This window comes from Kangiella sp. M94 (assembly GCF_054926195.1).
This window is the reverse complement of record NZ_CM142903.1, coordinates 2,379,139-2,402,612: the sequence shown is the minus strand read 5'-3', so window position 1 is coordinate 2,402,612 and position 23,474 is coordinate 2,379,139. Positions and strand designations below refer to the sequence as shown.

Annotated in this window: 23 protein-coding genes; 15 read left to right on the top strand and 8 right to left on the bottom strand. The window is 44.8% G+C overall.

Annotated elements, in window-relative coordinates; translation table 11 throughout:
• Window positions 1-70: 70 nt before the first annotated feature.
• Window positions 71-1,867 (bottom strand): choice-of-anchor B family protein, encoded by a 1,797-nt coding sequence (locus ACYTXU_RS11100; RefSeq protein WP_462206844.1) that lies wholly within the window; start codon window positions 1,865-1,867, stop codon window positions 71-73.
• A gap of 177 nt (window positions 1,868-2,044) precedes the next feature.
• On the opposite strand from ACYTXU_RS11100, the gene ACYTXU_RS11095 reads away from it, so the two are divergent.
• The gene (locus tag ACYTXU_RS11095) at window positions 2,045-3,082 is read left to right on the top strand and encodes an alpha/beta hydrolase (RefSeq protein WP_462209418.1); all 1,038 of its coding nucleotides are present in this window, start codon (window positions 2,045-2,047) and stop codon (window positions 3,080-3,082) included.
• Here ACYTXU_RS11095 and ACYTXU_RS11090 read toward each other — a convergent pair.
• Together ACYTXU_RS11090 and ACYTXU_RS11085 are read right to left on the bottom strand one after the other, a co-directional pair.
• A complete protein-coding gene (locus ACYTXU_RS11090) occupies window positions 3,079-4,272 on the bottom strand; it encodes an NAD(P)-dependent malic enzyme (protein ID WP_462206843.1) in 1,194 nt (397 codons plus the stop codon). The two genes, ACYTXU_RS11095 and ACYTXU_RS11090, sit on opposite strands and share 4 nt — an antisense overlap.
• Before the next feature lie 155 nt (window positions 4,273-4,427).
• Window positions 4,428-5,714: an alkaline phosphatase PhoX gene (locus ACYTXU_RS11085; RefSeq protein ID WP_462206842.1), complete on the bottom strand. Its 1,287-nt coding sequence runs from the start codon at window positions 5,712-5,714 to the stop codon at window positions 4,428-4,430.
• 128 nt (window positions 5,715-5,842) lie between these two features.
• Here ACYTXU_RS11085 and ACYTXU_RS11080 point away from each other — a divergent pair, with 128 nt between their 5' ends.
• Entirely contained in the window at window positions 5,843-6,715 is an 873-nt protein-coding gene (locus ACYTXU_RS11080) for a helix-turn-helix domain-containing protein (RefSeq protein ID WP_462206841.1), read from the top strand.
• Window positions 6,716-6,720: 5 nt separating this feature from the next.
• On the opposite strand, the gene ACYTXU_RS11075 is transcribed toward ACYTXU_RS11080, so the two are convergent.
• Complete coding sequence (locus ACYTXU_RS11075; RefSeq protein ID WP_462206839.1) at window positions 6,721-7,311, bottom strand: HvfX family Cu-binding RiPP maturation protein; 591 nt, start codon at window positions 7,309-7,311, stop codon at window positions 6,721-6,723.
• Window positions 7,312-7,335: 24 nt separating this feature from the next.
• Window positions 7,336-8,856: an FMN-binding glutamate synthase family protein gene (locus tag ACYTXU_RS11070; protein ID WP_462206838.1), complete on the bottom strand. Its 1,521-nt coding sequence runs from the start codon at window positions 8,854-8,856 to the stop codon at window positions 7,336-7,338.
• Window positions 8,857-9,041: 185 nt separating this feature from the next.
• Between ACYTXU_RS11070 and ACYTXU_RS11065 the strand changes: the two genes are divergently transcribed.
• Window positions 9,042-9,674 carry an RNA polymerase sigma factor gene (locus ACYTXU_RS11065; RefSeq protein WP_462206836.1) on the top strand — a complete coding sequence of 211 codons (633 nt, stop codon included), beginning with the start codon at window positions 9,042-9,044 and terminating at the stop codon, window positions 9,672-9,674.
• The gene (locus ACYTXU_RS11060; RefSeq protein ID WP_462206835.1) at window positions 9,668-9,913 is read left to right on the top strand and encodes an anti-sigma factor family protein; all 246 of its coding nucleotides are present in this window, start codon (window positions 9,668-9,670) and stop codon (window positions 9,911-9,913) included. Before ACYTXU_RS11065 ends, ACYTXU_RS11060 begins: the two co-directional genes overlap by 7 nt.
• A 42-nt stretch (window positions 9,914-9,955) precedes the next feature.
• Here the strand turns inward: ACYTXU_RS11060 and ACYTXU_RS11055 are convergent, their stop codons facing one another.
• Window positions 9,956-10,276, bottom strand: coding sequence for an outer membrane protein assembly factor BamE (locus tag ACYTXU_RS11055; RefSeq protein ID WP_462206834.1), 321 nt, complete (start codon window positions 10,274-10,276; stop codon window positions 9,956-9,958).
• 123 nt (window positions 10,277-10,399) lie between these two features.
• Between ACYTXU_RS11055 and fur the strand changes: the two genes are divergently transcribed.
• Complete coding sequence (gene fur, locus ACYTXU_RS11050; RefSeq protein WP_462206833.1) at window positions 10,400-10,801, top strand: ferric iron uptake transcriptional regulator; 402 nt, start codon at window positions 10,400-10,402, stop codon at window positions 10,799-10,801.
• A 582-nt stretch (window positions 10,802-11,383) separates the two neighbouring features.
• Complete coding sequence (locus tag ACYTXU_RS11045; RefSeq protein ID WP_462206832.1) at window positions 11,384-12,151, top strand: hypothetical protein; 768 nt, start codon at window positions 11,384-11,386, stop codon at window positions 12,149-12,151.
• A gap of 50 nt (window positions 12,152-12,201) precedes the next feature.
• Here ACYTXU_RS11045 and recN read toward each other — a convergent pair whose 3' ends face one another.
• Window positions 12,202-13,860 carry a DNA repair protein RecN gene (gene recN, locus ACYTXU_RS11040; protein WP_462206830.1) on the bottom strand — a complete coding sequence of 553 codons (1,659 nt, stop codon included), beginning with the start codon at window positions 13,858-13,860 and terminating at the stop codon, window positions 12,202-12,204.
• A 41-nt stretch (window positions 13,861-13,901) separates the two neighbouring features.
• Entirely contained in the window at window positions 13,902-14,777 is an 876-nt protein-coding gene (nadK, locus tag ACYTXU_RS11035) for an NAD(+) kinase (RefSeq protein ID WP_462206829.1), read from the bottom strand.
• Between the two features lie 137 nt (window positions 14,778-14,914).
• On the opposite strand from nadK, the gene hrcA reads away from it, so the two are divergent.
• The 9 genes from hrcA (at window position 14,915) to dnaJ (ending at window position 23,359) form a co-directional block, all read left to right on the top strand.
• On the top strand, window positions 14,915-15,943 hold the full coding sequence (gene hrcA / locus ACYTXU_RS11030; RefSeq protein ID WP_462206828.1) for a heat-inducible transcriptional repressor HrcA: 1,029 nt from the start codon (window positions 14,915-14,917) through the stop codon (window positions 15,941-15,943).
• A 57-nt stretch (window positions 15,944-16,000) separates the two neighbouring features.
• Window positions 16,001-16,624: a nucleotide exchange factor GrpE gene (gene grpE, locus ACYTXU_RS11025; RefSeq protein ID WP_462206827.1), complete on the top strand. Its 624-nt coding sequence runs from the start codon at window positions 16,001-16,003 to the stop codon at window positions 16,622-16,624.
• A gap of 249 nt (window positions 16,625-16,873) precedes the next feature.
• Window positions 16,874-17,059, top strand: a complete 186-nt coding sequence (locus ACYTXU_RS11020) for a hypothetical protein (RefSeq protein ID WP_462206825.1) — start codon at window positions 16,874-16,876, stop codon at window positions 17,057-17,059.
• Window positions 17,060-17,517: 458 nt separating this feature from the next.
• Window positions 17,518-18,060 (top strand): hypothetical protein, encoded by a 543-nt coding sequence (locus ACYTXU_RS11015; protein WP_462206823.1) that lies wholly within the window; start codon window positions 17,518-17,520, stop codon window positions 18,058-18,060.
• 92 nt (window positions 18,061-18,152) lie between these two features.
• Window positions 18,153-18,869 carry a YebC/PmpR family DNA-binding transcriptional regulator gene (locus tag ACYTXU_RS11010; protein ID WP_462206821.1) on the top strand — a complete coding sequence of 239 codons (717 nt, stop codon included), beginning with the start codon at window positions 18,153-18,155 and terminating at the stop codon, window positions 18,867-18,869.
• Window positions 18,870-19,253: 384 nt separating this feature from the next.
• Window positions 19,254-19,529, top strand: coding sequence for a hypothetical protein (locus ACYTXU_RS11005; protein WP_462206820.1), 276 nt, complete (start codon window positions 19,254-19,256; stop codon window positions 19,527-19,529).
• Between the two features lie 61 nt (window positions 19,530-19,590).
• Window positions 19,591-19,875 carry a hypothetical protein gene (locus ACYTXU_RS11000; RefSeq protein WP_462206819.1) on the top strand — a complete coding sequence of 95 codons (285 nt, stop codon included), beginning with the start codon at window positions 19,591-19,593 and terminating at the stop codon, window positions 19,873-19,875.
• A 295-nt stretch (window positions 19,876-20,170) separates the two neighbouring features.
• The gene (dnaK, locus tag ACYTXU_RS10995) at window positions 20,171-22,096 is read left to right on the top strand and encodes a molecular chaperone DnaK (protein WP_462206818.1); all 1,926 of its coding nucleotides are present in this window, start codon (window positions 20,171-20,173) and stop codon (window positions 22,094-22,096) included.
• Window positions 22,097-22,228: 132 nt separating this feature from the next.
• Entirely contained in the window at window positions 22,229-23,359 is a 1,131-nt protein-coding gene (gene dnaJ, locus ACYTXU_RS10990) for a molecular chaperone DnaJ (protein ID WP_462206817.1), read from the top strand.
• Window positions 23,360-23,474 lie beyond the last annotated feature (115 nt).

Here is a 23,474-nt window from a genome sequence, read left to right as displayed (position 1 = left end):
GTAGGATTTCCAGCAATGGATAGCAGCTTAATGCGGCGAGTCCCAGAATTGCTCCTCCTTGAGGAGTCGTTTAGTTAGACATAAGTTTCCTTCTCATGCCGAACAGTGTTAATCCAAGTAATAACCAAAGCGAGGTTGAGCCACCACCTCCGCCGCCACCTGAATCTGGTTCAGGCTGGGGTGGTGCAGGAGGCTCAGAACCGCCAATCTGACTATTATCTTTTAATACGAATAATCCATTAGAAATATCGCTGACCAGGATATTGCCACTGGGTAAATAAGGATAAGCTCCCCAAGCACCGTCGAACTGTGGGTCGTTGGCTTCGGGAATCGGATAAGTATCGAAAAAACCAATCTCTTTGGGGTCAACAGGATTAGATACATCTAGAATTGTTAAGCCGCGTTTGTAGTTCGACATATAATATTTGTCTTCGAGCGTAAATCCGTTGTGATCAATGGCCGGTGTTGAACCGACATAAGAACCGACAATTCTGGGAGAGGTTAAATCCTGAATATCCATCACATAAAGGGTGGAGTTGACACCTCGATTACGTTCGTCCAATTCGTCTTGAATAAAGATGTAATTTTTATCTTTTGAGTACCAGCCGGAGTGGGTATAGCTAGCGCCAGCATAGCCTGTGCTGCTGACCTTGAATGGGTTTGATTTATCGGTGGTGTCCCAGATGTCGACGGTATTCTCATTAAAGTCGACGAAGATTTCGCAAGGATTATGGCCCGTTGCACACTGAGCGGTCCGTGCGTCGTCAATAATCAGATTGGTTGCATCATGCACATAACCGGCTGAGCTGGGCGTAGTAATCAGGGCTGGATTAACCGGGTCGGTCAGATCAAATACGCGATAAGAACCGTTATCAAGATTAGAGCCGGCAATATATAAATAGGCGTCTTGGCCATCAAGTGCTGTACCATTAGCGTAGTCAATATTACCAAGATAGACGTTATGAGCCGTTTGGAAAACACTGATGGTATTGACCAGTTCAATTGACTGCGGAGCATTGCTTAAGTCGATAACCTGTAATCCGCCCTGACCTTCGGTGGTGACGTAAGCATAGACTTTATACTCAGAAGCGACATCATCGAAATACTGGTAAACCTTAACGTCGCGCCAGGTGCTATTGGCACCGGTAATGGTATCAACCTCAGCTGGGTTTGCAGGATCCGTCACATCGATCAGCACTGTTCCGTTATAAATCCCCATCACTGCATATTCGCGGTTATTATTGAGATCAACATACCCCCAGATATCATTGGCACTGGATGGTGATGAGCTTAATTGGCTTAACGGTAAGTGCGATTCAAGATCAACATTATGGCATGGGTATTCACCAGCCTGGCCGTTTGAACAGGTTAGTTGTTTTTCAACACTGGTAGTGATTTTTTGATAGCGTTCAAGTAGTTTTAGATACTCTGGTTTGAGCCGTTGCTCAGGTAGTCCCTTGGCATCCTGTAGTAAGCGAAAACCTTTATTGGCTAATTTTTCGCGGTAATCGGCAGGAATGCCAGTAATGGTTGTTAGATGTTGATCAGCATTTTGCTTGGCAAATTTATCCTGAGTCGAAAAACCGCCTTTTACAGCCACCATATCGTTAAGCAAATAGAAGATGTCCATCTCACCAGCATGATAGGTACCTGATGCGACATGGATTTTATCGCCTTTGCTGGACTGATTGACGGCATAAGCTATGCTCGCACAAGGTGAGGATGGCTTGGAGCAATCACCCTGATCGGTACCATCTTCAGCAACATAACGCACCGGATGCGATCCGCTGTGAGCTAAAACTGATGAGTGCAATAGGGAGGCGAGTATTAAGGCAATACTTCCTGTGACTGTAATTATTGATTTCATGTGAGCTACCCCGCTTCTATACCATACAATTTATCTGAGAAGTTTTCTCAGAACTTACGACAATATCACATTAAAACAATAAGACGTTTAACAGTTACAATCTGTTACAGAAATCTGCATTAAGTCAGGCGGTTAACTAATAGAATAAAACCCTTAAGAATTAAGGAGTATAAAGTGATGAAACGGGTTTGCTTATTGATATTTATGACGCTGTTTGGCGGGTCAGTTTATGCTGAATCCACAGACTCGGAAAGTGATAGTCAACTTCCTTTAGGTAGTGAGCTAATAAGGATTAATGACCATAACCTGCATATCCGTAAACTTGGCGAAGAAGACCCTTCACAACCCGATCTGATTTTATTATCCGGGCCAACGGACAACTGGCACAGTGATAGTGGCTGGTGGGCATTAGGACAAAGTTTTCTTGCTCAAGAATATCGCACGGTTTTAATTGACCGAGCCGGGCATGCCTGGTCGGAATCAGTCAAGAAACCTTCTTACCTGAACTTTGCGAAAGATTTAGCAGAGTTTATTGCGCTACAAGATAGGCCGGTCATTATCGTTGCGTTTGCCAGTTCCAATTTATCGCTTCATTCTTTGATGCAGGATAGAGAGGCTGCTGCATTGGTTAAAGGTGCCGTGCTCATCGATCCTGATGCGTTAACCGAGCACTCTATTGAGCATTACAGCTCCGAAACGGAACGCTATCGAAAAGGTTGGGATGAAATTGAGCAATTTATCAATGATGGTAAATACGATGACATCATGCAGCAGAAAATCAATGATGAGCGAGAGCATTTACAATCGATTATTTCTGCTGAGCATGAACACTATATGGATTGGAATTTCTATTCGGCGGTTGAAAAGGTCAGAAATACTCGTCGTTACCAATTAGATAAATTTTGGGAAACTACTCATTATCGTGACGATCTGATTCAAGCACAAAAAAACCCACTGCCAGTCGAGCTACCGTTGGTTATTATTGATAGTGATTTTGAAACAGGCTACTTGCCGAAAATTGAGGATGAGTCAGTTAAAGCATCCATTATTCAATGGCGAGATGAAGGAAGGGATTGGTTTTTTCAAATCTCTCAAAAGAGCGAATGCGGCGCTTACTGGCCGGTTGCCTCTCAAGAACATCTGATTATGATGGAACAGCCCGAGCTGCTCACTCGGGCCGTTGAAAAAATACTAAGTTGTCAGCAACAAAATTAAAGCGGGCGTTGCACACCATCTTTAATCGCTTGCTGTTTTACCGCTTCTGCAATTTTTTGTGCCACATTGCGGTTTAATGGATCCGGCAATACGTGATCCGGTGCAAGATGATTGACGGCATCAGCTAGCGCATAAGCTGCGGCAATTTTCATCGCTTCCGTAATACGGGTTGCACGAGCTTCTAATGCGCCGCGGAAAATACCCGGGAAGGCCAATACGTTATTAACCTGATTCGGGAAATCGCTACGTCCCGTGCCGACAACAGCTGCACCGGCAGCGATTGCTTCATCAGGCATAATCTCCGGAATAGGGTTGGCCATTGCAAGAATGATGGGGTCTTTGTTCATCAGCTTGATGTTTTCGCCAGTTAACAAGTTGCCTTTGGACACACCGATAAAGACATCGGAATTTGTTAATGCATCCAACAATTTGCCATTACGGTTATGACGGTTGGTATAGGCCAGTAATTTCTTCTTCTCATCATTTAGATCAGAACGGTCAGGTGAAATGATACCTTGGGAATCGCAGACCAGCACATCCTCAACCGGAATACAGGCTGCTTCATCGTGGCCAACACAACGGAGGAGTTTCGCAATGGCGGTACCGGCTGCACCAGCGCCATTGATTACGACTTTAAGTTGTTTTATGTCTTTACCGGTGACTTTACAGGCATTGATTAAGGCTGCCAGTAAAACAATCGCAGTACCGTGTTGGTCATCGTGGAATACCGGAATGCCAATGTCCTGCAGCGCTTCTTCAATTTCGAAGCATTTGGGCGCCGCGATATCTTCCAGGTTGATGCCACCAAAAGTTGGAGCAATCGCTTTCACTGCAGTAATGATTTCTGCAGCACTTTTAGCGTCGAGCACCAAAGGCACTCCATCAATATCCGCGAACTCTTTAAACAAAATGGCTTTGCCTTCCATCACAGGCAGCGCAGCTTCGGGGCCAATATTGCCAAGACCCAATACTGCTGAACCATCGGATACGATAGCCACGGAATTACCTTTCATGGTGTAGAGGTAACTGGAGTTTTTATCTTTGGCGATATGGTTAGAAACGGCGGCCACACCGGGAGTGTAGGCAATGGATAAGTCTTCACGATTCTGAAGCGGGACTTTGCTCTTGATGGCCCACTTGCCACGTAAATAACGGTGAATATCTAGAGATTTTTTGAAGTAGTCGCTCATAAGTTAGTCAAACTTAATTAGGTTCGCCATAAATGGGTGCAATGATACGCTTATTGTACGGGAATTGTGGTCGGATTAGCACCGTCAAACAGCACGCTTTTGCAAAAAAGCCAGCAGAAGCTGGCTTGAGTAGTATTTAAAACAAAAAATGAGGGTTAGCTGCGCAATTTTTCCCAGGGACCTTGAATCGCTAGCGTCATCCCCGGCTTTTTATGGATATTGACGAAGAGTGTTTTTTGGTCGGGAGAGAAGCAGGCGCCTGCCCACTCGGCTTGAGTATTGGCAGCGATATAATAGACTTTCTTTTGTGGAGTGAGTCCAACCAAACACTTTTTATCCAGGCCTGTATCTTCGCAGAGAATCAGATCCCCCCACTGATTGGTGGTGATATTGTCAGGTCGATCAATAATACCTTTATCATCGGCTTCATACACCAGCGTGATGAAGCCACTACCATCGTGATTTTCGGTGTACTTGAAAATTTGGCCTCTATTTTTGGCACCACCGGAAGTGCATACAAAGTAAATACCATCAGGCTCAGCAATAATGCCTTCGCCGCGCACAAAAACAGCCGCGCCTTTGGCCTTAGCCTGTTGATACACAGTGTTTTCTTCTGGATCAGGTTCTTCAACCGTTACCCACTGACAAGGATAGGCTTTATTAAGTTGGAGTTTATCTTTTGAGGTGTGGGTAATAGAACTATCAGAAAATTTAAGAGCCTGTAGCTCACCGCCATCAGCTAGCTGTTGCCGTTTATTGGGAATGAATCTATAGAAGCAACCCTTTGGATTGTCTTCGGTTTGATAAGCTATGCCAGATTGCGTACTGATTGCCACACCTTCGTGGTTGAATCTGCCCATCGCCTTTAATGGCTCCACTTTTTTTATGCCACTAAATGGATCTACTTCAAAATTATAACCGTGGCGTTTACCCATAAACCAACCTTCATTGGCTGCTTCTTCACTACTGATCCAGGTATTCCAGGGTGTGACACCACCGCTACAGTTACGGATAGTCCCCGTTAAGCTCATAAAATGTTTAGTTACTTTCATCTTTTGATCAAGCCAGATGGTGGTGGCGCCACCGCTGGAGTCGGGATCATAGGCATGCTCCGGTAATGGGGACGGAGGGTCGGTTGGAAAATAGGTTGAAATTTCATGGTTGCGAACCAGTACGATGGCGTTATTGGGACCTGCGAAGCAACCCATGCCATCATGATAGTCAGGTACTTCAAGCCCATCGTTCATCATTTCGCCATACGCAGAGATGATAGTGTAACTAAAGCCCTCAGGCAGGTCACAAATCCCTTTGGGATCTGATTTAAGGTTGAATGTGGGGCGCTTGATCTCTTCACTACAGCCTGTCAGGCCGACCAAAGTAGAGCCTAGAGTTATAGACGCTCCCACTTTGACTGTTGATGAAAGAAAGGCTCTTCGGTTCATATTGGATATCACAATAAGTCCTTATTATTCATATTCAGTTACGTTCTAAAATTGTATTTTGTTAACAATAAGGCTATTTATATATCAAAATCTTGCTACTTTTTTTAGTGGCTGATGCTAGGAATATTATGGACAGACAAAACGGGACAGCTGAAGCTTGTGCGCCAGACTTTGAACAAAGCGGTGTCATCGGACTTGAAGAGCGTATGCTTACGGAGGGGCTGGATTTTAAGCATTGGAAGATTAGCCCCAAAACCGTGCGTTATGAAAATGATCGAGAGCATACCATCAGTCTCTATATGCGAGGTGGTGACAATAGCTATCGCCATGATCAGCGTTTAAAGCGGGGCGGCTCTGGGAGATTGTGCATCATGCCACAGGGGCACGAGTCATTGTGGCACCTGGGCAATCAGCTGGAGTTCGCACACTTTTATTTAAGCGATCTGACATTAAAGCGTAGCGCTGCTTATTATTTCGATATGGACGTACGCATGTTTGAATTAACAGACGTGGTGTATGCGGAAGACCCCATACTCAAAAAGTTTTTTGCTCAGGCGGTAAACACAGCCACAAAGATGCATGCCTTAGTGCTAGAGCAACTAAAAATAGAGCTGATTGGGCATCTGGTAAAAACCTATAACGCGCACCCTATAAAAAAAGAAATGGTAACGGGTGGATTGTCGAGCCATCAGAAGAAGCGCCTAAAGAACTCTATTGTAGAGGGATTATCGACAAAGCTGACGATAGAAGTACTAGCGACAGAGGTTGGCCTGAGTCCTTATCACTTTGCTCGAACATTCAAACAATCATTTGGCGTGCCACCGGCTCAGTTTATTGCCTTTGCTCGCGTGGAACGCATAAAGGAGTTGTTAAAAACACAAGCGTCTTTATCGGACATTAGTTTACAAACTGGATTCAGTCACCAAAGTCATATGACACAAAGCTTCAAAAGACAGACAAGATTGACGCCAGCTCAATATCGCCAATATTTGTCTGTCTAACATCGTTACTGTTTCTTTGGGAAGATCTTAGTTAACCAGTAGTCTGCCGAGACGTATCGCCCTGCGCCGGTAAAGAACAAGGATAGCAACATAATAAAGTAAGTTGCTGCAAATTCGATACCGTTTTGCAGTATCACAATATTACCTTTTTCAGTGAGCCAGCTGTAATTACCATGATCTTGGAGAATGGTTCGTGCTCTTGCAAGGCGCTCGGAAATTTCTGGATCGGTTGATTGCGCGATGGCAAACCAGCCGTTATCCCAATGTACGGCAAAAATAGCGACCAGCATGGTAATCATCAATGGGATGACTGCCCAGCGAACAGCAAAACCAGTCAATAACAAAACGGCACCAACAGTTTCTGTACTTGCCGCTAAAAAAGTCATTACATCGGGGAATGGTAATCCTAACCCCCATTCGCTATTGCCGAACCAGTTTGAGGTGTTCTCGAAATTGGCAAACTTTCGAGTTCCCGCTTCCCAAAAAGGGAAGAACAGGAGTACCCGAAACAGCAATGGAGGTAATCCATCAATGTGCTTGACTGAATTACAGATTGCCCCGGTAAAACTGTAATATTTATCCGCTAAAGTTTGCATCAATATACTCCTTTTGGTGTGAATTTAGAGATTCTTAGTCGGAATCTTGTTTTCTTGATAAGGGTGAACCTTATCTATTGGAGTCGAAAGTCCGGTTTCTGTTACAAGCCGCATATGATGACGCTTTAATCGGCGAGGTTCTTTTACCCCGCAAGAGTGCGCAATCATGCCAACTGCTTTAACCATATTCTTATGATAATGATAGACGCGAACCGATTTGTCTGTGATATCCAGCCCCTTTTGTAGATCGGGATCATGGGTGGTAACGCCCGTTGGGCAGGTGTTTTTGTTGCATTGCATGGCTTGGATACAGCCAAGAGCGAACATGAATCCGCGTGCTGACAGGGCAAAGTCTGCTCCCATAGCCAGGGCCCAGGCCACTGCCGATGGGTTAATCATTTTGCCTGAGCAGATAACTTTGATCCGATCACGTAACCCCTGTTGCTGAAGAATATCGATAGCCATGGGCAGGCTTTCTTTAAGGGTTAAGCCTACATAATCAAATAAGGGTTGTGGCGCTGCCCCTGAACCACCATCGGCGCTATCAATGGTAATGAAGTCAGGTGCAAATTCGATGCCACGTTTATGGATCTCGGCGCAAAGATCAAATAAGAAATGTTCGCCACCGAGCACAGTCTTAAAGCCGACCGGCTTGCCGGTAATTTCACGGATGCGGTTAATCATATCCAGCAAGTCACCGACATTATGAATTTCACGATGGCCATTGGGACTGATGGAGGCTTCCCCTTCAGGGATGCCTCGAATTCGCGCGATCTCGGCTGTGACTTTAGTTGCGGGAAGAATACCGCCTTTGCCCGGCTTGGCGCCTTGCGCCAGTTTGAGCTCGATCATTTTAACTTGGGGATGTTGCGCAACTTCTTTGAGTTTATCGTCGCTTAATTTGCCTTCTGCATCACGAGCGCCATATTTTGCGGTTCCTATCTGGAATACCACATCACCGCCTCCGGCTAAGTGATAAGAGGATAACCCGCCTTCTCCCGTATTTATCCAGCAACCCGCACGTGCTGCTCCGCGCGATAAGGCTTCTACCGCGACTTTAGAAAGCGCACCGTAGCTCATGCCGGAAATATTGAAGAAGCTGCGAGCGAGGTAAGGGGTGCGGCAGTAGGGACCGATCATCACCGGAGATGCTTCGACAGCATTTTCCTCCTGAGTCGGAAACTGATCATTCATGAACAGAACCGTACCGACCTGGTTCAAATTTCGAGTGGAACCAAAAGCCTGGGTTCGACTAATATTTTTAGCGGCTCGATAGACCCAGGTTCGCTCTGCACGATTAAAAGGCAATTCCTCACGATCCATGGAAAAGAAGTATTGACGGAAAAACTCACCTAAATGTTCAAACCAATAGCGAAAACGACCAATGACTGGGAAATTGTGTCTAATCGCGTGTTTTTTCTGAGTAGAATCAATGATATAAAAGGCAATAATGGTCAAAACTAGGAGGATGATAGCAATGACAAAAAAGCCCGCTATCCATTCCATAACGGTTTTAACAAATGACATGAAGCCTTCTAATTGCATCGATTTATACCTTCCAGTGAATTAAAAAAGTGTGCAGACATAATTTATCACTCAATATACTATTGATAGTGAAAACTGCAATTACTAGCTAGGGTGTAATATTGATAGCAAATGCTACTCTAATGCCGTTATTCTAATAGGCATGGCCACCCTGGGTCGAAGTAACGATGAATTAAAGAGGATTGATGGATACAACTGACTTGCCCGAAGAAAACGAATTGATTCAAAGGCTTATCAATCATGACCAGCAGCTATTTGTGACTGTTGTTAAAGCCTGGCATCCCTCTTTATATAGTGTCGCTGCGGCAATCGTTGGCCACTCAATTGCGGACGAGGTAGTACAGGAAGCCTGGGTGTCGGTGATAAAAGCCCTGCCCAAATTCGAAGGTCGCTCGGCTCTGAAGACTTGGGTCACTCGAATTGTTGCCAATGAAGCCAAAAATCGTTACCGCAAAGAATCGCGTTCCGTATCTTTGGAGTCGGTCGATGAAAACTGGTCGACAGACTCCAGAATGATAAGCGATCCACGCTTTGATAGTAGCGGTCACTGGAATCAGCGAAACCCAGCTTGGGATATTAGCTCCCCGGATGAGTTACTGGCTGCCGATGAATTACAAGACTGTGTCGATAAACACCTGACTCGCCTGCCCGATCAACAGAAATACATTATGGAGTTACGTGACTCTGCAGGTATGGGGATGGAAGAAATTTGTAACATTTTAGAGGTAAGTTCATCCAATGCCAGAGTGCTATTGCATCGTGCCAGGGATAAAATTCAGCAGGTAGTAGCAAAATTTCAGAGGACAGGCGAATGTTAAGCTGTAAACATCTGGTCGAACAGGCCAGCGAATACATTGATGATGAAATGACTACTGGAAAGAAAATTCAGGTCAAGCTGCATCTCTTTGTGTGCGTGAGCTGTCGTCGATATCTCAAGCAGTTAAAACTGACTATAGCCATGCTAGGCAAGAAAAATCATCATCAGGCATCAGAAGCAATGTGCTATCAGTTGTTAAAAGAATACCAAAAGGAAAAGTCTCAGAAGGAAAAGCATTAAAAAACCCTGCCGAAGCAGGGTTCTTAAACAAGTTGCTAAGGATTATTCCTCAGCTTCAGGCTTAATGGTGCCTTCCATCGATTGCAACACATCGCCTTCAAAGTGCAGAATCAAACGTTCTTCACGTCTATCGCCAGACGATGGCACCATATAATACAAGTAGTACCAGGTATCAGCATTAAGGTTTGTGTCAAGAGCCGGATTACCTAGCACGAAGGAAATCTGATCCTTAGTCATACCGGGTTTAATCTTGTTCACTTCAGATTGTTCAAGGATATTACCTTGCTGAATGGTTGGTTTATAAACGCAGGCACTTAAAAGGCTGAAGCTGAGCAAAAGTGCAGAAAGAAAAATAGTTTTCATGGAAATCCTGATAGTTAGTGTTTTTTGCTGTAATCGCCATTCACAAGTATACTGAATGGCTTTTCATAAATTCTTGGCATAGTATAATCATTTTGCCGCGCAAATCTATTGGAGGATGAGTTTTTGGAAAATCAGCAACTTAAAAAAGCCGGATTAAAGGTTACTCTACCGAGGGTTAAGATATTACAAATCCTGGAAAGTTCCGATGATCGCCATTTAAGCGCGGAAGACGTTTATAAACTATTGCTCGAAGCTGGTGATGATGTTGGATTAGCAACGGTTTACCGAGTATTAACCCAATTTGAGTCAGCTGGACTCGTTACCCGCCATAATTTCGAAGGTGGCCATTCCGTATTTGAAATTGATGATGGCGAACACCATGACCACATGGTTAATGTGGATGATGGCACCGTGATAGAGTTTTTCAACGAGGAGATCGAAGAGTTACAGCACAAAATTGCCAAGAAGCATGGTGTTGAAATTGTGGATCATAGTCTTGTCTTATACGTCAAAAACAAGAAGTAACTTTTAAAATGGTCTTTTCGCCCAATAGCTGTGTTGCAAGTGGCTGCAAAATACTCAACGACCTATAAGGTCGCCTCCGTTTTTTCGCCAGCTTGCGCCTTGCTCTTGAGCGAAAATCCACATTTTAAAATTTTAATATGCACTCCTTCGATGCGCGGTAAATTTGCCGTACCTAAAGGTATTTCTTATAGTCACGCACTCTCAAGCAAAATCCTCATTTTAATCCTACGTTTAAGAGCTATAAATTAAAGGTCGCCTCCGTTTTTTCGCCAGCTTGCGCCTTGCTCTTGAGCGAAACCACACATTTTAGTAGAACTATAGGATGGGTTAGCATTTATGCGTAACCCATCATCAAAGCAACCGATGGGTTGTGCAATCCATTCTATAGGCTCTCTTTAAACAGCCAGTATCGGAGAGCGGCTAAGCATGTTTAAGGAGGAGCATACTTTGATTATAAAAAACTTGTTAATTGATTGAATTTTGTACAGCAATGAGTATGCTAACTACTATTCGGTGCTAATTTGGCACCTTCAGCTTGTGCTTGTCAGGGGATGGAATTAACTACTACTAAGGAGTTTTACCATGTACAAGCATTCTCTCATAACAGTCGCGATTCTCGCGTTCCTGGCTTTTTTACTAAATCCATTAACCGTATTTGCAGCAGAAGAAAAACCTCCTGCGCTAGTCAGCATGTGGACAATGGATGTTAAATCGGGCTCAGAAAAAGACTTTGAAGTAGCGTTCAAGTCGCATATTAAAGCCCGCCAAAAGGCAGGTGATACTCGAAGCTGGCAGGTCTATACGCCTCATACGGGTTCTCACTTTAATCGATATATTATCCGGTATTGTTGCTTCAAATGGGCAGAACAAGATGCTTATGAAAAGTGGTCAAGTGACTCAAAGATAATGAATGACTGGGAAAAAGGTGCTGGCAAGTATGTTGAGCGCTATGCCCATCATTACAGTTGGGTGGACATGGAAAATAGTCATTGGCAAGATGATGAAAGCTACCGTTTCGTAGGCGTCCGTAGTTACCATATCAAACCGGGCTCTAACATTGGTGAGTCAGTGAAAGAAATTAGCGATCTGGCAAAAGCTATGAAGTGGGATCGAAGCTGGGGGTGGACTTACAATGTTACCGGTTCTAATGAGCTTAATTTAGCATTTCCGTTTAAAAACTTTGCTGACATGCAACCTCCTGAACCAAGTTTTGGAAAACTGGCAGAAAAGCATTTGGGTTCAGAAGAGAAGGTGGATGAGATATTTGATCGGTTTAGTCAAAGCTATAGTAAGACTAAATACAATATTTATCGTCACCGTCCAGAGCTTTCTATTCCAGCGAAAAAATGAAGAAACGCAGAAACGCAGAAACAAAAAAAGAGCGGTGCTACCGCTCTTTTTTATGCCGATTTCAACAATTCCTTAGCGTGCTGGCGAATGGTTGCGGTGATTTCGACGCCGCCAATCATGCGGGCGATTTCTTCGATACGCTGAGTTTCGGTGATTTCCAGAAGCTGTGTTTGAGTGGCTTTCTTGTCTTGTGACTTGCTGACTTGCAGGTGGTGGTGGCCTTGAGCGGCGACCTGTGCCTGATGGGTCACGCAGAGGATTTGAGCTTGTTTGCCAAGCTCTGCTAATAGCTTGCCGACGATTTCGGCGGTTCCGCCACCAATGCCGACATCTACTTCATCGAAAATGAGGGTGGGTAATTGAGTGGTTTGTGCGTTGATAACTTGTAGTGCCAGGCTGATCCGAGACAGCTCACCGCCGGATGCTACTTTACGCAATGGCATCGGTTTTTGCCCCGGGTTGGTGCTGACCATAAACTCTGCGGTTTCCAAACCGGTACTTTTATGTGCACTGGCATCTTGCTCATTAAAGGCCACTTCGAAAACACCATTACCTAAACCAAGTTGCTGCATCAGTTTTACCACTTCTTGATTCAGTTTCTTGGCTGCTTGGTGGCGCTTGGTGCTGAGTGTTTTGGCCAGTTCAAGGTACTGCTTTTCGAGTTTGGCGAGTTCTTTCTCAAGATCATCAAAGGTTTGCTCATCGCCTTCCAGATTTTCCAGCTCCTGCTGTAACTCTTGTAAGGTTTGCGGCAGGTCTTCCATGCTGACCTGATGCTTGCGTGCCAGGTCATGTAAAGCAGATATCTGTTGATCGAGCTCCTGATACGCTTGCGGGTCGATATCAAGCCCTTCCAGATAATCGCGCAGTTCATGACTGGCTTCGTCAATTTCAACCAGCGCTGACTGCAATAAATCATGGGTATTTTTTAAACCTTCATCCACTGCCAGCATGTCACTGATGTTGTGGACAATGCGGCCCAGGTTGGAAGAAATGGTGTCTTCATCTTCACTCAGGGCAGCGAGACTCTGTTGACCTTTTTCCAGCAGGCGGCTGGCGTTGGCGGCACGCTTATGTTCCAGTTCAATGTCGTTGGCTTTATCAATGGGTGCCTGCTCTAACTCCTGTAACTGAAAGCTGATCAGATCTTTTCGATCATTTTTATCTTTCAGGGCACTTTGAAAGGCTTTGAGCTTGGAAGAAATGGTACTGATTTTACTGGCTACTTTGGCCAGTTCCGCACTTTGCTCAGTTAATCCCGCGTAGCGGTCGAGCAATTGCAAATGTACCTGAGGTTTGAACAGGGATTGATGTTCATGTTGTCCGTGAATATCCACCAGAAAATCGCCCAGTTCCGACACCTGCGCCAGATTGACCGGCTGGCCATTTACGAAAGCTTTGGAACGACCATCATGATTGATGACGCGACGCAAAATACAATGGTCGTCATCATCCAGCATTTGTTCGTCTAACCAGTCCTTAACATGCGGCAATTGCTGGATATCAAAATAGGCACTGATTTCAGCACGTTTGGCACCGTTGCGCACCACGTTGCTGTCAGCGCGTTCACCCAGTGCATAAGACAGGGCGTCGACCATAATCGATTTGCCGGCACCGGTTTCCCCGGTGATCACAGTCATGCCGGATTTCAGGTCGAGATCCAGTTGATCGATAATCGCGAAATCTTTGATATGAATACTGGTTAGCATAAGTTGTTATGGCTTCTTGGTGGTCTGGTCCAGAGTCCAGCTTAGAGCTTTGAGCCCCAGCCCAATTTGGTTCTTAATAAGCGGAAGTAATCATAATCTTTTGGGTGCAACAACCACAAGTCCTGTTTGCGTTTGCGGACACAGATTTTCTCTCCGGGTTGCACCGGAAAACGTACCTGACCATCACAACTTAAGCGTGCTTCGTTCGGATTGCTGTTGCTGAATACGATATCTACTTTACTATCGGCATCAATGGCAATAGGCCGGCTGGATAAAGTGTGTGGGAACATCGGCACTAGCGTGATGGCGTTAATGGATGGAGACAGGATAGGGCCTCCAGCAGATAATGAATAGGCGGTAGATCCGGTAGGCGTTGAAATAATCAGGCCGTCGCCGCGGGCGCTATAGACAAATGAGTTGTCGATATAGACCTCAAACTCAATCATGCGCGAAATCTCACCGGGATAGAGCACGATGTCATTGAGTGCATCGCTGGAGCGATCATCACCATCGATATTGGCTTCCAGCAAAAAACGACGCTCTTCTGTGTAGTCTCCGGCCAGAATCTCGCTAACTTTTTCAGTGACCTGCTGCGGCTGAATATCGGTTAAGAAACCTAAATAACCGCGGTTCACACCGAGTAGAGGTTTGTTGTACTGTGCCATTAAGCGTGAGGCGTACAGCATGCTTCCATCACCGCCGACGACAATGATCAGATCGCACTTTTCGCCCAGCGTTTGCCAGTCGCACTGTACATTGGCAGGGATATCCAAATCTTTTGCAACCGCTGCTTCGACCAGCACGGCATAGTTTTCCTGTTGCAGGTAGCTAAATAAGGTGACAATGGTTTCGCCAACTTCGTGATGCTTGGGCTTACCCATGATGCCAATGGTTGCAAAATTCAGTTGTGACGGCATGATTAGTGGTTAATTACTTGTAATTGTCATATTGAACCACATTTAAGAATATATAGAGCAAATAGGCAAGTCGTCTGCCATAATTTGTGGTTTTATAGAATTGCCGGCTGGACGACGCCAGATTGTTAAGATGACTTATGAGCAAATTTGATCAACGTGCACAAACTCTGATGAAGGCTCTGGTGGAAACTTATATCGCCAGTGGTCAGCCCGTGGGCTCGAAAAAGCTGCTTGAGCAAACGCAGCTGTCGGTAAGCCCGGCTACGGTGCGTAACGTGATGCAGGACCTAGAAGGGATGGGTTTGCTGACCGCGCCGCATACTTCTGCGGGACGTATTCCTACCGCGCAAGGTGTGCGTGTGTTTGTGGATCAGTTGCTAACGGTTTCTAATGTTGAAGAAGCCTACTTGAAACAGTTGCAGCAGCAACTGGGTCGGGCCTCGGAAACCGGTGAAATGCTGTCCAGTGTCAGCCGCATGTTGTCTAACATGACCAATATGGCGGGTCTGATCCGGGTGCCAAGTCGTGATGTGACACGCGTTAAGCACGTTGAGTTTTTACCGTTATCTCAGAACAAGATTCTGGTGATTCTGATTCTCGATGACGGTGAAGTGCAAAATCGAGTCATCCAACTGGACTCCGAAGTGTCGCGCGATGAATTGCAGCAGGCGTCTAATTATGTAAACCATCATTTCTCCGGCAAAGAATTGAATACGGTGCGTCAGGAGTTGCTGCAAGAGTTAAAGAGTGATCGCGCGCAGATGGACGCGATGATGTCTTCGATGATGGAAGTGGCCGAGAAAGGCTTTTCCAAAGATGAAAATGATGACGAAGTACAGGTAACGGGTCGATCGCAACTGCTCAACTACACGGGTGATATATCGGATCTGAAGTCAGTGTTTGATGCTTTTGCCGAGAAAACCCAAATGCTGACTTTGCTGGATAAATGCTTGAGTGCCGATGGTGTGCAACTCTTTATTGGTGAAGAGTCTGGTTATGATGTGTTCTCGCAATGCAGTGTAGTCGGTGCACCTTATTCCATCGACGGCAAGGCAGTCGGCGTTTTGGCAGTCGTTGGGCCGACGCGCATGGCCTACGATAAAGTGATTCCAATGGTCGATATTACCGCCAAATTAATCAGCTCAGCCTTGAAAAAGGACAGCTAAACCCTAATATATCGGCCAGTTTACCAATTTAATGAATGCAGATCGGAGAGAGTGCTAATGTCTGAAAAAGACAATAAAAATCAATCGGTTGAAGATAAGATTGAAGAAATTAAGAATGCGGTTGAGCAAGAAGCTGCAGAAGCAGAGCAGAATGATGCCGAGCAATCCGAGGTGGATGCAGGCCAGGTATTTGAAGATATGACTGAAGAAGACCGTAAATTTGCAGAGCTTGAAGCTGAGCTCGAAGCTGCCCGCCAGGAAGCTGCTGACAATAAAGACTTAGCACTTCGCACTAAAGCCGAAGCGGAAAATATTCGCCGCCGCTCTGAGAATGAAGTCATCAGTGCACGCAAATATGCAATTGAGAAGTTTGCTGTTGAACTGCTAGCCGTGGTTGACAGTATCGAACAAGGTCTGCAATTAAAAGCAGAAAGCGAAGAAAGCAAAGCGATTCAGGATGGGATGGAATTGACTTTGAAAATGACGCTGTCCACCCTGGAGAAGTTTGGCGTTGAACAACTCAATCCGCTGGAAGAAGTGTTTGACCCGCAACTGCACGAAGCCATGACCATGGTGCCAAGCCCAGAGCACGAATCGAATACAGTGATCGACGTATTCCAGAAAGGTTACACCTTGAACGGACGTTTGATTCGACCAGCACGAGTTGTTGTCGCACAGTGAGCTATCAATAACTAGGTAGGGGCGGGCCAATGTGCACGCCCTTATTGTATCTATTAAAGCCATACACTGGGCATAGGATGGGTTAACACAGTGTAACCCATCAATACTCTATCAAAATGAGAAGCTTTAAATGCCCGTATACCCTCTAAAGTGCATGTTATTTGACATATCAGTGGCAGAGCAAATTAATCTATAATATTTCATGCGTTCAAATTAAATAGTAAAGAAGCATTAAAGGAGTTAAGTCTTATGGGGAAATATATGATTATAGGCATCGCAATAAGTATCGTTGCGTACCAAATGTATTTTTATGAGTTTTTTTCAAGTAGTAGCTCAGGATTTGATGTGAAGGAAGCACTTGGAGCTACGTTGTTTGGAGCTATCGGTGGTGGATTAGGCGGCTTATTAGACTTTAAAACGAAAAATAAAAAGTAAATATAGCGTGATTATAATGTGTAAATTTAAATGTCCATCTTGTTTGATGAGGCTGAAGTTCAAGAGGATTGACAATGAATTTGATTGTCAAAGCTGTGGTTCTAAACTCGCCTCAAACTGGGGAGTGGTCCAACTCCAGGCATATATTGTATTTTTCCTCACATTACCTATTTCTTATGTTCTAGCTGAAAATATACTGCAATACTTTAACCTATTGAGCTACTCAATGTTTGGAGTAGCTTCTGCACTTCTTAGTGCTGCTATGTGCTATACATATATTCTATTTAAATTGAAAGTGACTCTAAGATAATAAAAGGGATCCGCTAGAGGTCCAGTAAATTTAAATAGTTTTCCAAGTATGTAGGGGCTCGCCTTTTTTGTATCTAAAGAATATATTATTGACAGCTTCTCTGGTGGTGAGTAGAAATAGGGTATCTATAATTAATGGATGAAACCCTATGAAGCTGTTCGCTCGTTTTATCACACTACTGGTCATTAGCGGTGCTAGCGCTACGTTAAGTGCAGAAACTACGCCACCTTCACCCCCGCCCCCACCTCCAGGCTGTCCAGCTGAAGAGCACCGACAATTTGATTTCTGGGTTGGTGAGTGGGCAGTTTTTAATCCTGAAGGGAAAAAAGTGGGTGAGAACACCATTACTAAGGTTCTTGATGGCTGTGCTTTGCATGAGAACTGGATAAGTGAAAGCCCATTCCGCGGCAATAGCTATAACATTTATGATGCTTCTCGTGAGGTATGGCATCAGAGCTGGGTCGATAATACAGGAACCTTGCTGCAACTTGAGGGTGGTATTAAAGATGGAGTCATGGAGTTGGTGGGAGAAACTCAGGGTGCTCAAGGAAAAACACTGAATCGTATCCGCTGGACTCAGGAGAAAGAGTTTGTGCGTCAGGTCTGGCAGATTTCGCGAGATAACGGCGATAACTGGCAAACTATCTTTAATGGGCTCTATAAACCAAAACAGAAAGAAACAGAGAGCTGATCAGACAGCTATATTAATATTTCCCAATCAATAAAAAGCCTAATACAATATCCGGCTTATTTATTCATCACATTTCATCAAGAGAGAATCTTATGGGACGCGCTTTCCAGAACCGCAAAGAATCTATGGCCAAAACCTCGGATCAAAATGCCAGGGTTTACAGTAAATACAGCCGCGAAATCTACGTCTGTGCTAAACAGGGCGGGGCGGAGCCGGAAAGTAATCTGGCATTACGCAGTCTGATGGATCGCGCTAAACGTGACCAGGTGCCAGTCCATGTTATTCAGAAAGCCTTAGACAAAGCGCAAGGTGGTGCCGGAGAAGACTTTGCGGTTGCTCGTTATGAAGGCTATGCGCCAGGTAATGTGATGGTGATTGTAGACTGCCTGACCGATAACCCAAACCGGACCTTTGGTGAAGTTCGTCAGTGCTTTGTTAAAACCAAGTGTAAAATTGGCACCGAAGGTAGCGTTATGCACATGTTTGATCACAGCGCTATTTTCGTCTTTAAAAGTGATGATGAAGAAGGTGCTTTGGAAGCTTTAATGATGGCCGATGTGGACGTAACCGACATTGAGCACGAAGATGGCAAAATCACAGTGTTCGCTCCGCAAACTGATTACTTCAAAGCTAAACAGGCTCTGCAAGAACACTTTGGTGATATCGAGTTTGAAGTCGATGAAATCCAATTTGTACCCAAAGTTATGACGCCAATTTCCGGCGAAGATCTTGAAATGTTTGAGAAATTTTTAGACATGGCTAATGATCAGGACGACGTACAGAATATTTATCATAGCGCAGAATATTAGTTTCAACTCTAAGTAAATTTTTAGACCAAACCTCTTTAAGTTTTGAAGGCTTAAAGAGGTTTTTTTATCCCAGTTATGACCTCGTTATTTGACAGAGGTTCCTGCCTTGAAAAGTTCCCTTTAAAATCGTGATGAAGTGTTCATTTCTTATATTTCATAAAATAGAAATTCTTTATTAATCAGTCGGTTATGTGGTCTAAACGTGTGTCGTGTTTCGCAATGGTTATGATTATCAGTAGCCACAAACGCAGTGTCTTTTATCACAAAAAAACAACAAAATAGCAAGTAAGTGATTACAAACAATTGAGTGTGAACTGAATCGTGTTTCTTTAATTTTTAGCGTGCTAAAAAATAAGTCCACTTGTGACAAAAAGGAGAAACATTATGAAGACGGCAATTGTGGTTCTAAGTGTAATTTTTGGTCTTACTGCCGGTGCTGCTTATGCAGGTGATCCCGAGGTTTTGAAAGAGCAGGATGTGCGTGCATGTGAAGCACAAACACAACAACAGGCCAATCTGAAAGGAAATCAAGCTGAAAAGTCATGTGAATGTGAAATCGAAAATACTGACTATGAAGCTTTAGCCGAAGCTAAGAAAAAAGGTGACTTAGCTAAGATCCAGAAAATTAAGCAGGAAGCAAAAGAAGCTTGTACTGAATAATTAACGGATAAATTCCTCCTTCCCCCAATAATATACATTTGAAATCTTAAAGGTGATTATTATGAAGAAGAAACTATTAACCCTCAGTATGATTATGGGTCTTGTTATAACTGGCGCATCTTACGCAAATGAAGCCAATAGTAAGAAACAGCAAGATCTGCAAACTTGTGAAGCCAAAGCTAAGCAATTACCCGAAGATGTTCGCTCTAAGCGACAAGACGCTTGTCAGTGTGTGGTTGAAAATACGGACTATGAAGCATTAGTAGAAGCCGAGAAAAAAGGTGATGCAGCAAAAGTTCAGGAAATAAAAGACAAGGCACACCAAGCTTGTCCCGGTAGCCAATAAAGAAACCTTTTAGAAACATGCTTAGCATGAGCCTCTCCTAGCTAGAGGTTTCTTTAGAAGCAAAAAAGCTGGCCTTCGGGTCAGCTTTTTTATGAGCCTTAATCTGCAATATCTAGTCGCCCCTCTTGAAATTTTGGCCCTTAAACCAATATAGCTTGTCATCTGCGGGCCTGTCGGTATACCAGTCTGTTCTAATGATTAACCCCAAAAAAAGTAAGTTCAAGGGGTTGATCTCCAAAACCCGCACCCCATATATGTTTCAAGCAAGTTTTAACGTTATTTTTGGAGTAGTAAGATGGCCAAAATCATTGGTATTGACTTAGGTACAACAAATTCATGTGTTGCCGTTATGGACGGCGACAAACCACGCGTTATCGAGAATTCTGAAGGTGCGCGTACCACCCCATCCATTATTGCCTTTACTGATGGCGAGACTTTGGTCGGCCAATCAGCTAAGCGCCAGGCGGTTACTAACCCGCAAAATACTCTGTACGCTATCAAGCGTTTGATCGGTCGTAAGTTTAAAGACGACGTCGTTCAAAAGGACAGAGGCATGGTGCCATACAACATTATCGAAGCTGATAATGGCGATGCCTGGGTTGAAGCGAACGGTAAGAAAATGGCTCCGCCACAGATTTCTGCTGAAGTTCTTAAGAAAATGAAGAAAACAGCGGAAGATTTCCTGGGCGAAGAAGTTAAGGAAGCGGTAATCACGGTTCCTGCCTATTTCAATGACTCACAACGTCAGGCGACAAAAGACGCTGGCCGTATCGCGGGTCTTGATGTTAAGCGTATTATCAACGAGCCAACCGCGGCAGCCCTTGCCTATGGCATGGATAAAGAACGCGGCGATCGCACTATCGCGGTTTATGACTTAGGTGGTGGTACTTTCGATATCTCTATCATCGAAATCGCTGAAGTGGATGGCGAACATACCTTCGAAGTATTGTCGACTAACGGTGATACCTTCCTTGGTGGTGAAGATTTCGATATGCGCGTTATCGAATACTTGGCAGCTGAGTTCAAGAAAGACTCAGGCATCGACCTGAAAGGCGATGCGCTTGCCATGCAACGTTTAAAAGAAGCGGGCGAGAAAGCTAAGATTGAATTGTCTTCAAGCACGCAAACTGAAATCAATCTGCCATACATCACAGCTGATGCATCAGGTCCTAAGCACTTAAACTTGAAATTGACTCGCGCTAAATTAGAAGCGCTGGTTGAAGACTTGATTGAGCGCAGCATGGAGCCGGTTAAGCAGGCGCTGAAAGATGCAGGTCTTTCAACTTCAGAAATTAATGACGTGATTCTAGTCGGTGGTCAAACCCGTATGCCGAAAGTACAAGAAGCTGTAGCCGGTTTCTTCGGTAAAGAACCACGTAAAGACGTTAACCCAGACGAAGCCGTTGCCGTAGGTGCCGCGATTCAGGGTGCTGTATTGTCAGGCGATGTTAAAGACGTATTGCTACTGGACGTAACACCATTGTCACTCGGTATCGAAACCATGGGTGGCGTTATGACTCCGCTGATTGAGAAAAACACCACGATCCCAACGAAGGCATCGCAAACGTTCTCAACAGCCGACGATAACCAGACCGCAGTAACCGTTCACGTATTACAGGGTGAGCGTAAAATGGCTTCAGAGAATAAGTCACTGGGTCGTTTTGACCTGGCGGACATTCCACCTGCGCCACGCGGTATGCCACAAATTGAAGTAACCTTCGATATTGACGCGAACGGTATCATGCACGTATCGGCGAAAGATAAAGCAACTGGCAAAGAGCAATCGATTCAGATTAAAGCCTCTTCAGGTTTGAGCGAAGAAGAAGTCGATCAAATGATTAAAGATGCCGAGGCACACGCTGAAGACGATAAGAAGTTCCAGGAGCTTGTCGAAGCGCGCAACCAGGCTGATGGTTTGGTGCACGCAACTCGTAAATCGCTAAAAGATGAGAACATTACCTTCGAAGAAGGCGAGAAAGAAGCCATCGAGAAAGCAGCCAATGAGCTGGAAGAAGCGATTAAAGGCAATGAGATCGAAGATATCAAAGCTAAAACTGAAGCTCTAAGCCAGGCATCAGCCAAGTTAGCAGAGCGTATGTACGCTAACGCCCAGGCGCAAGCAGAAGCCGGCCAACAGCCAGGCGGTGAGCAGACTAAAGATGCTGGCGATGATGTAGTGGACGCCGAATTCACTGAAGTTAAGGATGAAGATAAGAAGTAATTTCAAAAGCTTCTTGCTCAGGCATTCAGGAAAGTAAAATAACGCAGGATAGGGTCTCTTGGGATACCGTCCTGCGTTTGCTGTAGTGAGCTGCTTAAGTCAGCCAGAGATCAACAACCAAAGTAGTTAAGTATGTCAAAAAGAGATTATTACGAAGTATTGGGTGTATCAAAGTCTGCGGATAAAGCCGAGTTAAAAAAGGCTTATCGCCGTTTGGCTATGAAAAACCATCCGGATCGTAACCCTGATGACAAGGATGCGGAAGCACGTTTCAAGGAAGCCAAGGAAGCCTATGAAGTTCTAAATGACCCACAAAAACGCCAAGCTTATGATCAATATGGTCATGCGGGCGTTGATCCGAACATGGGTGGTGGTCATGGCGGTTTCCACGGCGCTGATTTTGGCGATATTTTTGGCGATGTGTTTGGTGATATCTTTGGTGGCGGTCGTCGCGGCGGCGGTGGTCGACGTCAGGCTCGTGGCTCTGATTTGCAGTACAACATGGAGATTACACTGGAAGAAGCCGTATCTGGTGTGACTAAAACCATTCGTATTCCGACCATGGTTAACTGTGACACTTGTGATGGCTCTGGTGCCAAAGCGGGCACAGGTACAGCTACCTGTAGCACCTGTCATGGTCAAGGCGCGGTGCGCATGACTCAGGGTTTCTTCTCAGTTCAGCAAACCTGTCCTGATTGCCGTGGTAGCGGTCAGATTATCAAAGATCCTTGTACTGATTGTCATGGTCAAGGTCGTGTTCAGAAAACTAAAACCCTGCAAGTTAAAATTCCAGCCGGCATTGATACCGGTGATCGTATTCGTTTGTCAGGTGAAGGCGAGGCTGGTGGTCCAGGTGCAGTAACTGGTGATTTGTATGTGCAGGTGCACGTCAAAGAACATCCGATTTTTGTACGCGATGGCGCTAATCTTTACTGCGAAGTGCCGGTCAATTTTGTGACTGCTGCGCTCGGTGGTGAAATCGAAGTACCAACTTTAGAAGGACGTGTTTCTCTAAAAATTCCAGCAGAAACGCAAACCGGCAAAATGTTCCGCTTAAAAGGCAAAGGCGTTAAAGCCATGCGTGCGGGATACACCGGTGACTTGATGTGTCGTGTGGTTCTTGAAACTCCAGTCAGTTTAGGCAAGGAGCAAAAAGACTTGTTGAAGCAATTTGGTGAAACACTGGCCAGCGGCAAAAACAGTCCGAAAGAAAAAGGCTGGTTCGACGGCGTGAAAAAATTCTGGGAAAACATGACAGGTTAATCCAAAAACTCTATTAAAAAGCCCGCTAAGTAGCGGGCTTTTTTTTGAAAACTCAGGCACGATTTAGAAACTTAAAATGAAGGTTTTAAAGTCACTGGATCCCGCGGTCAAGCCG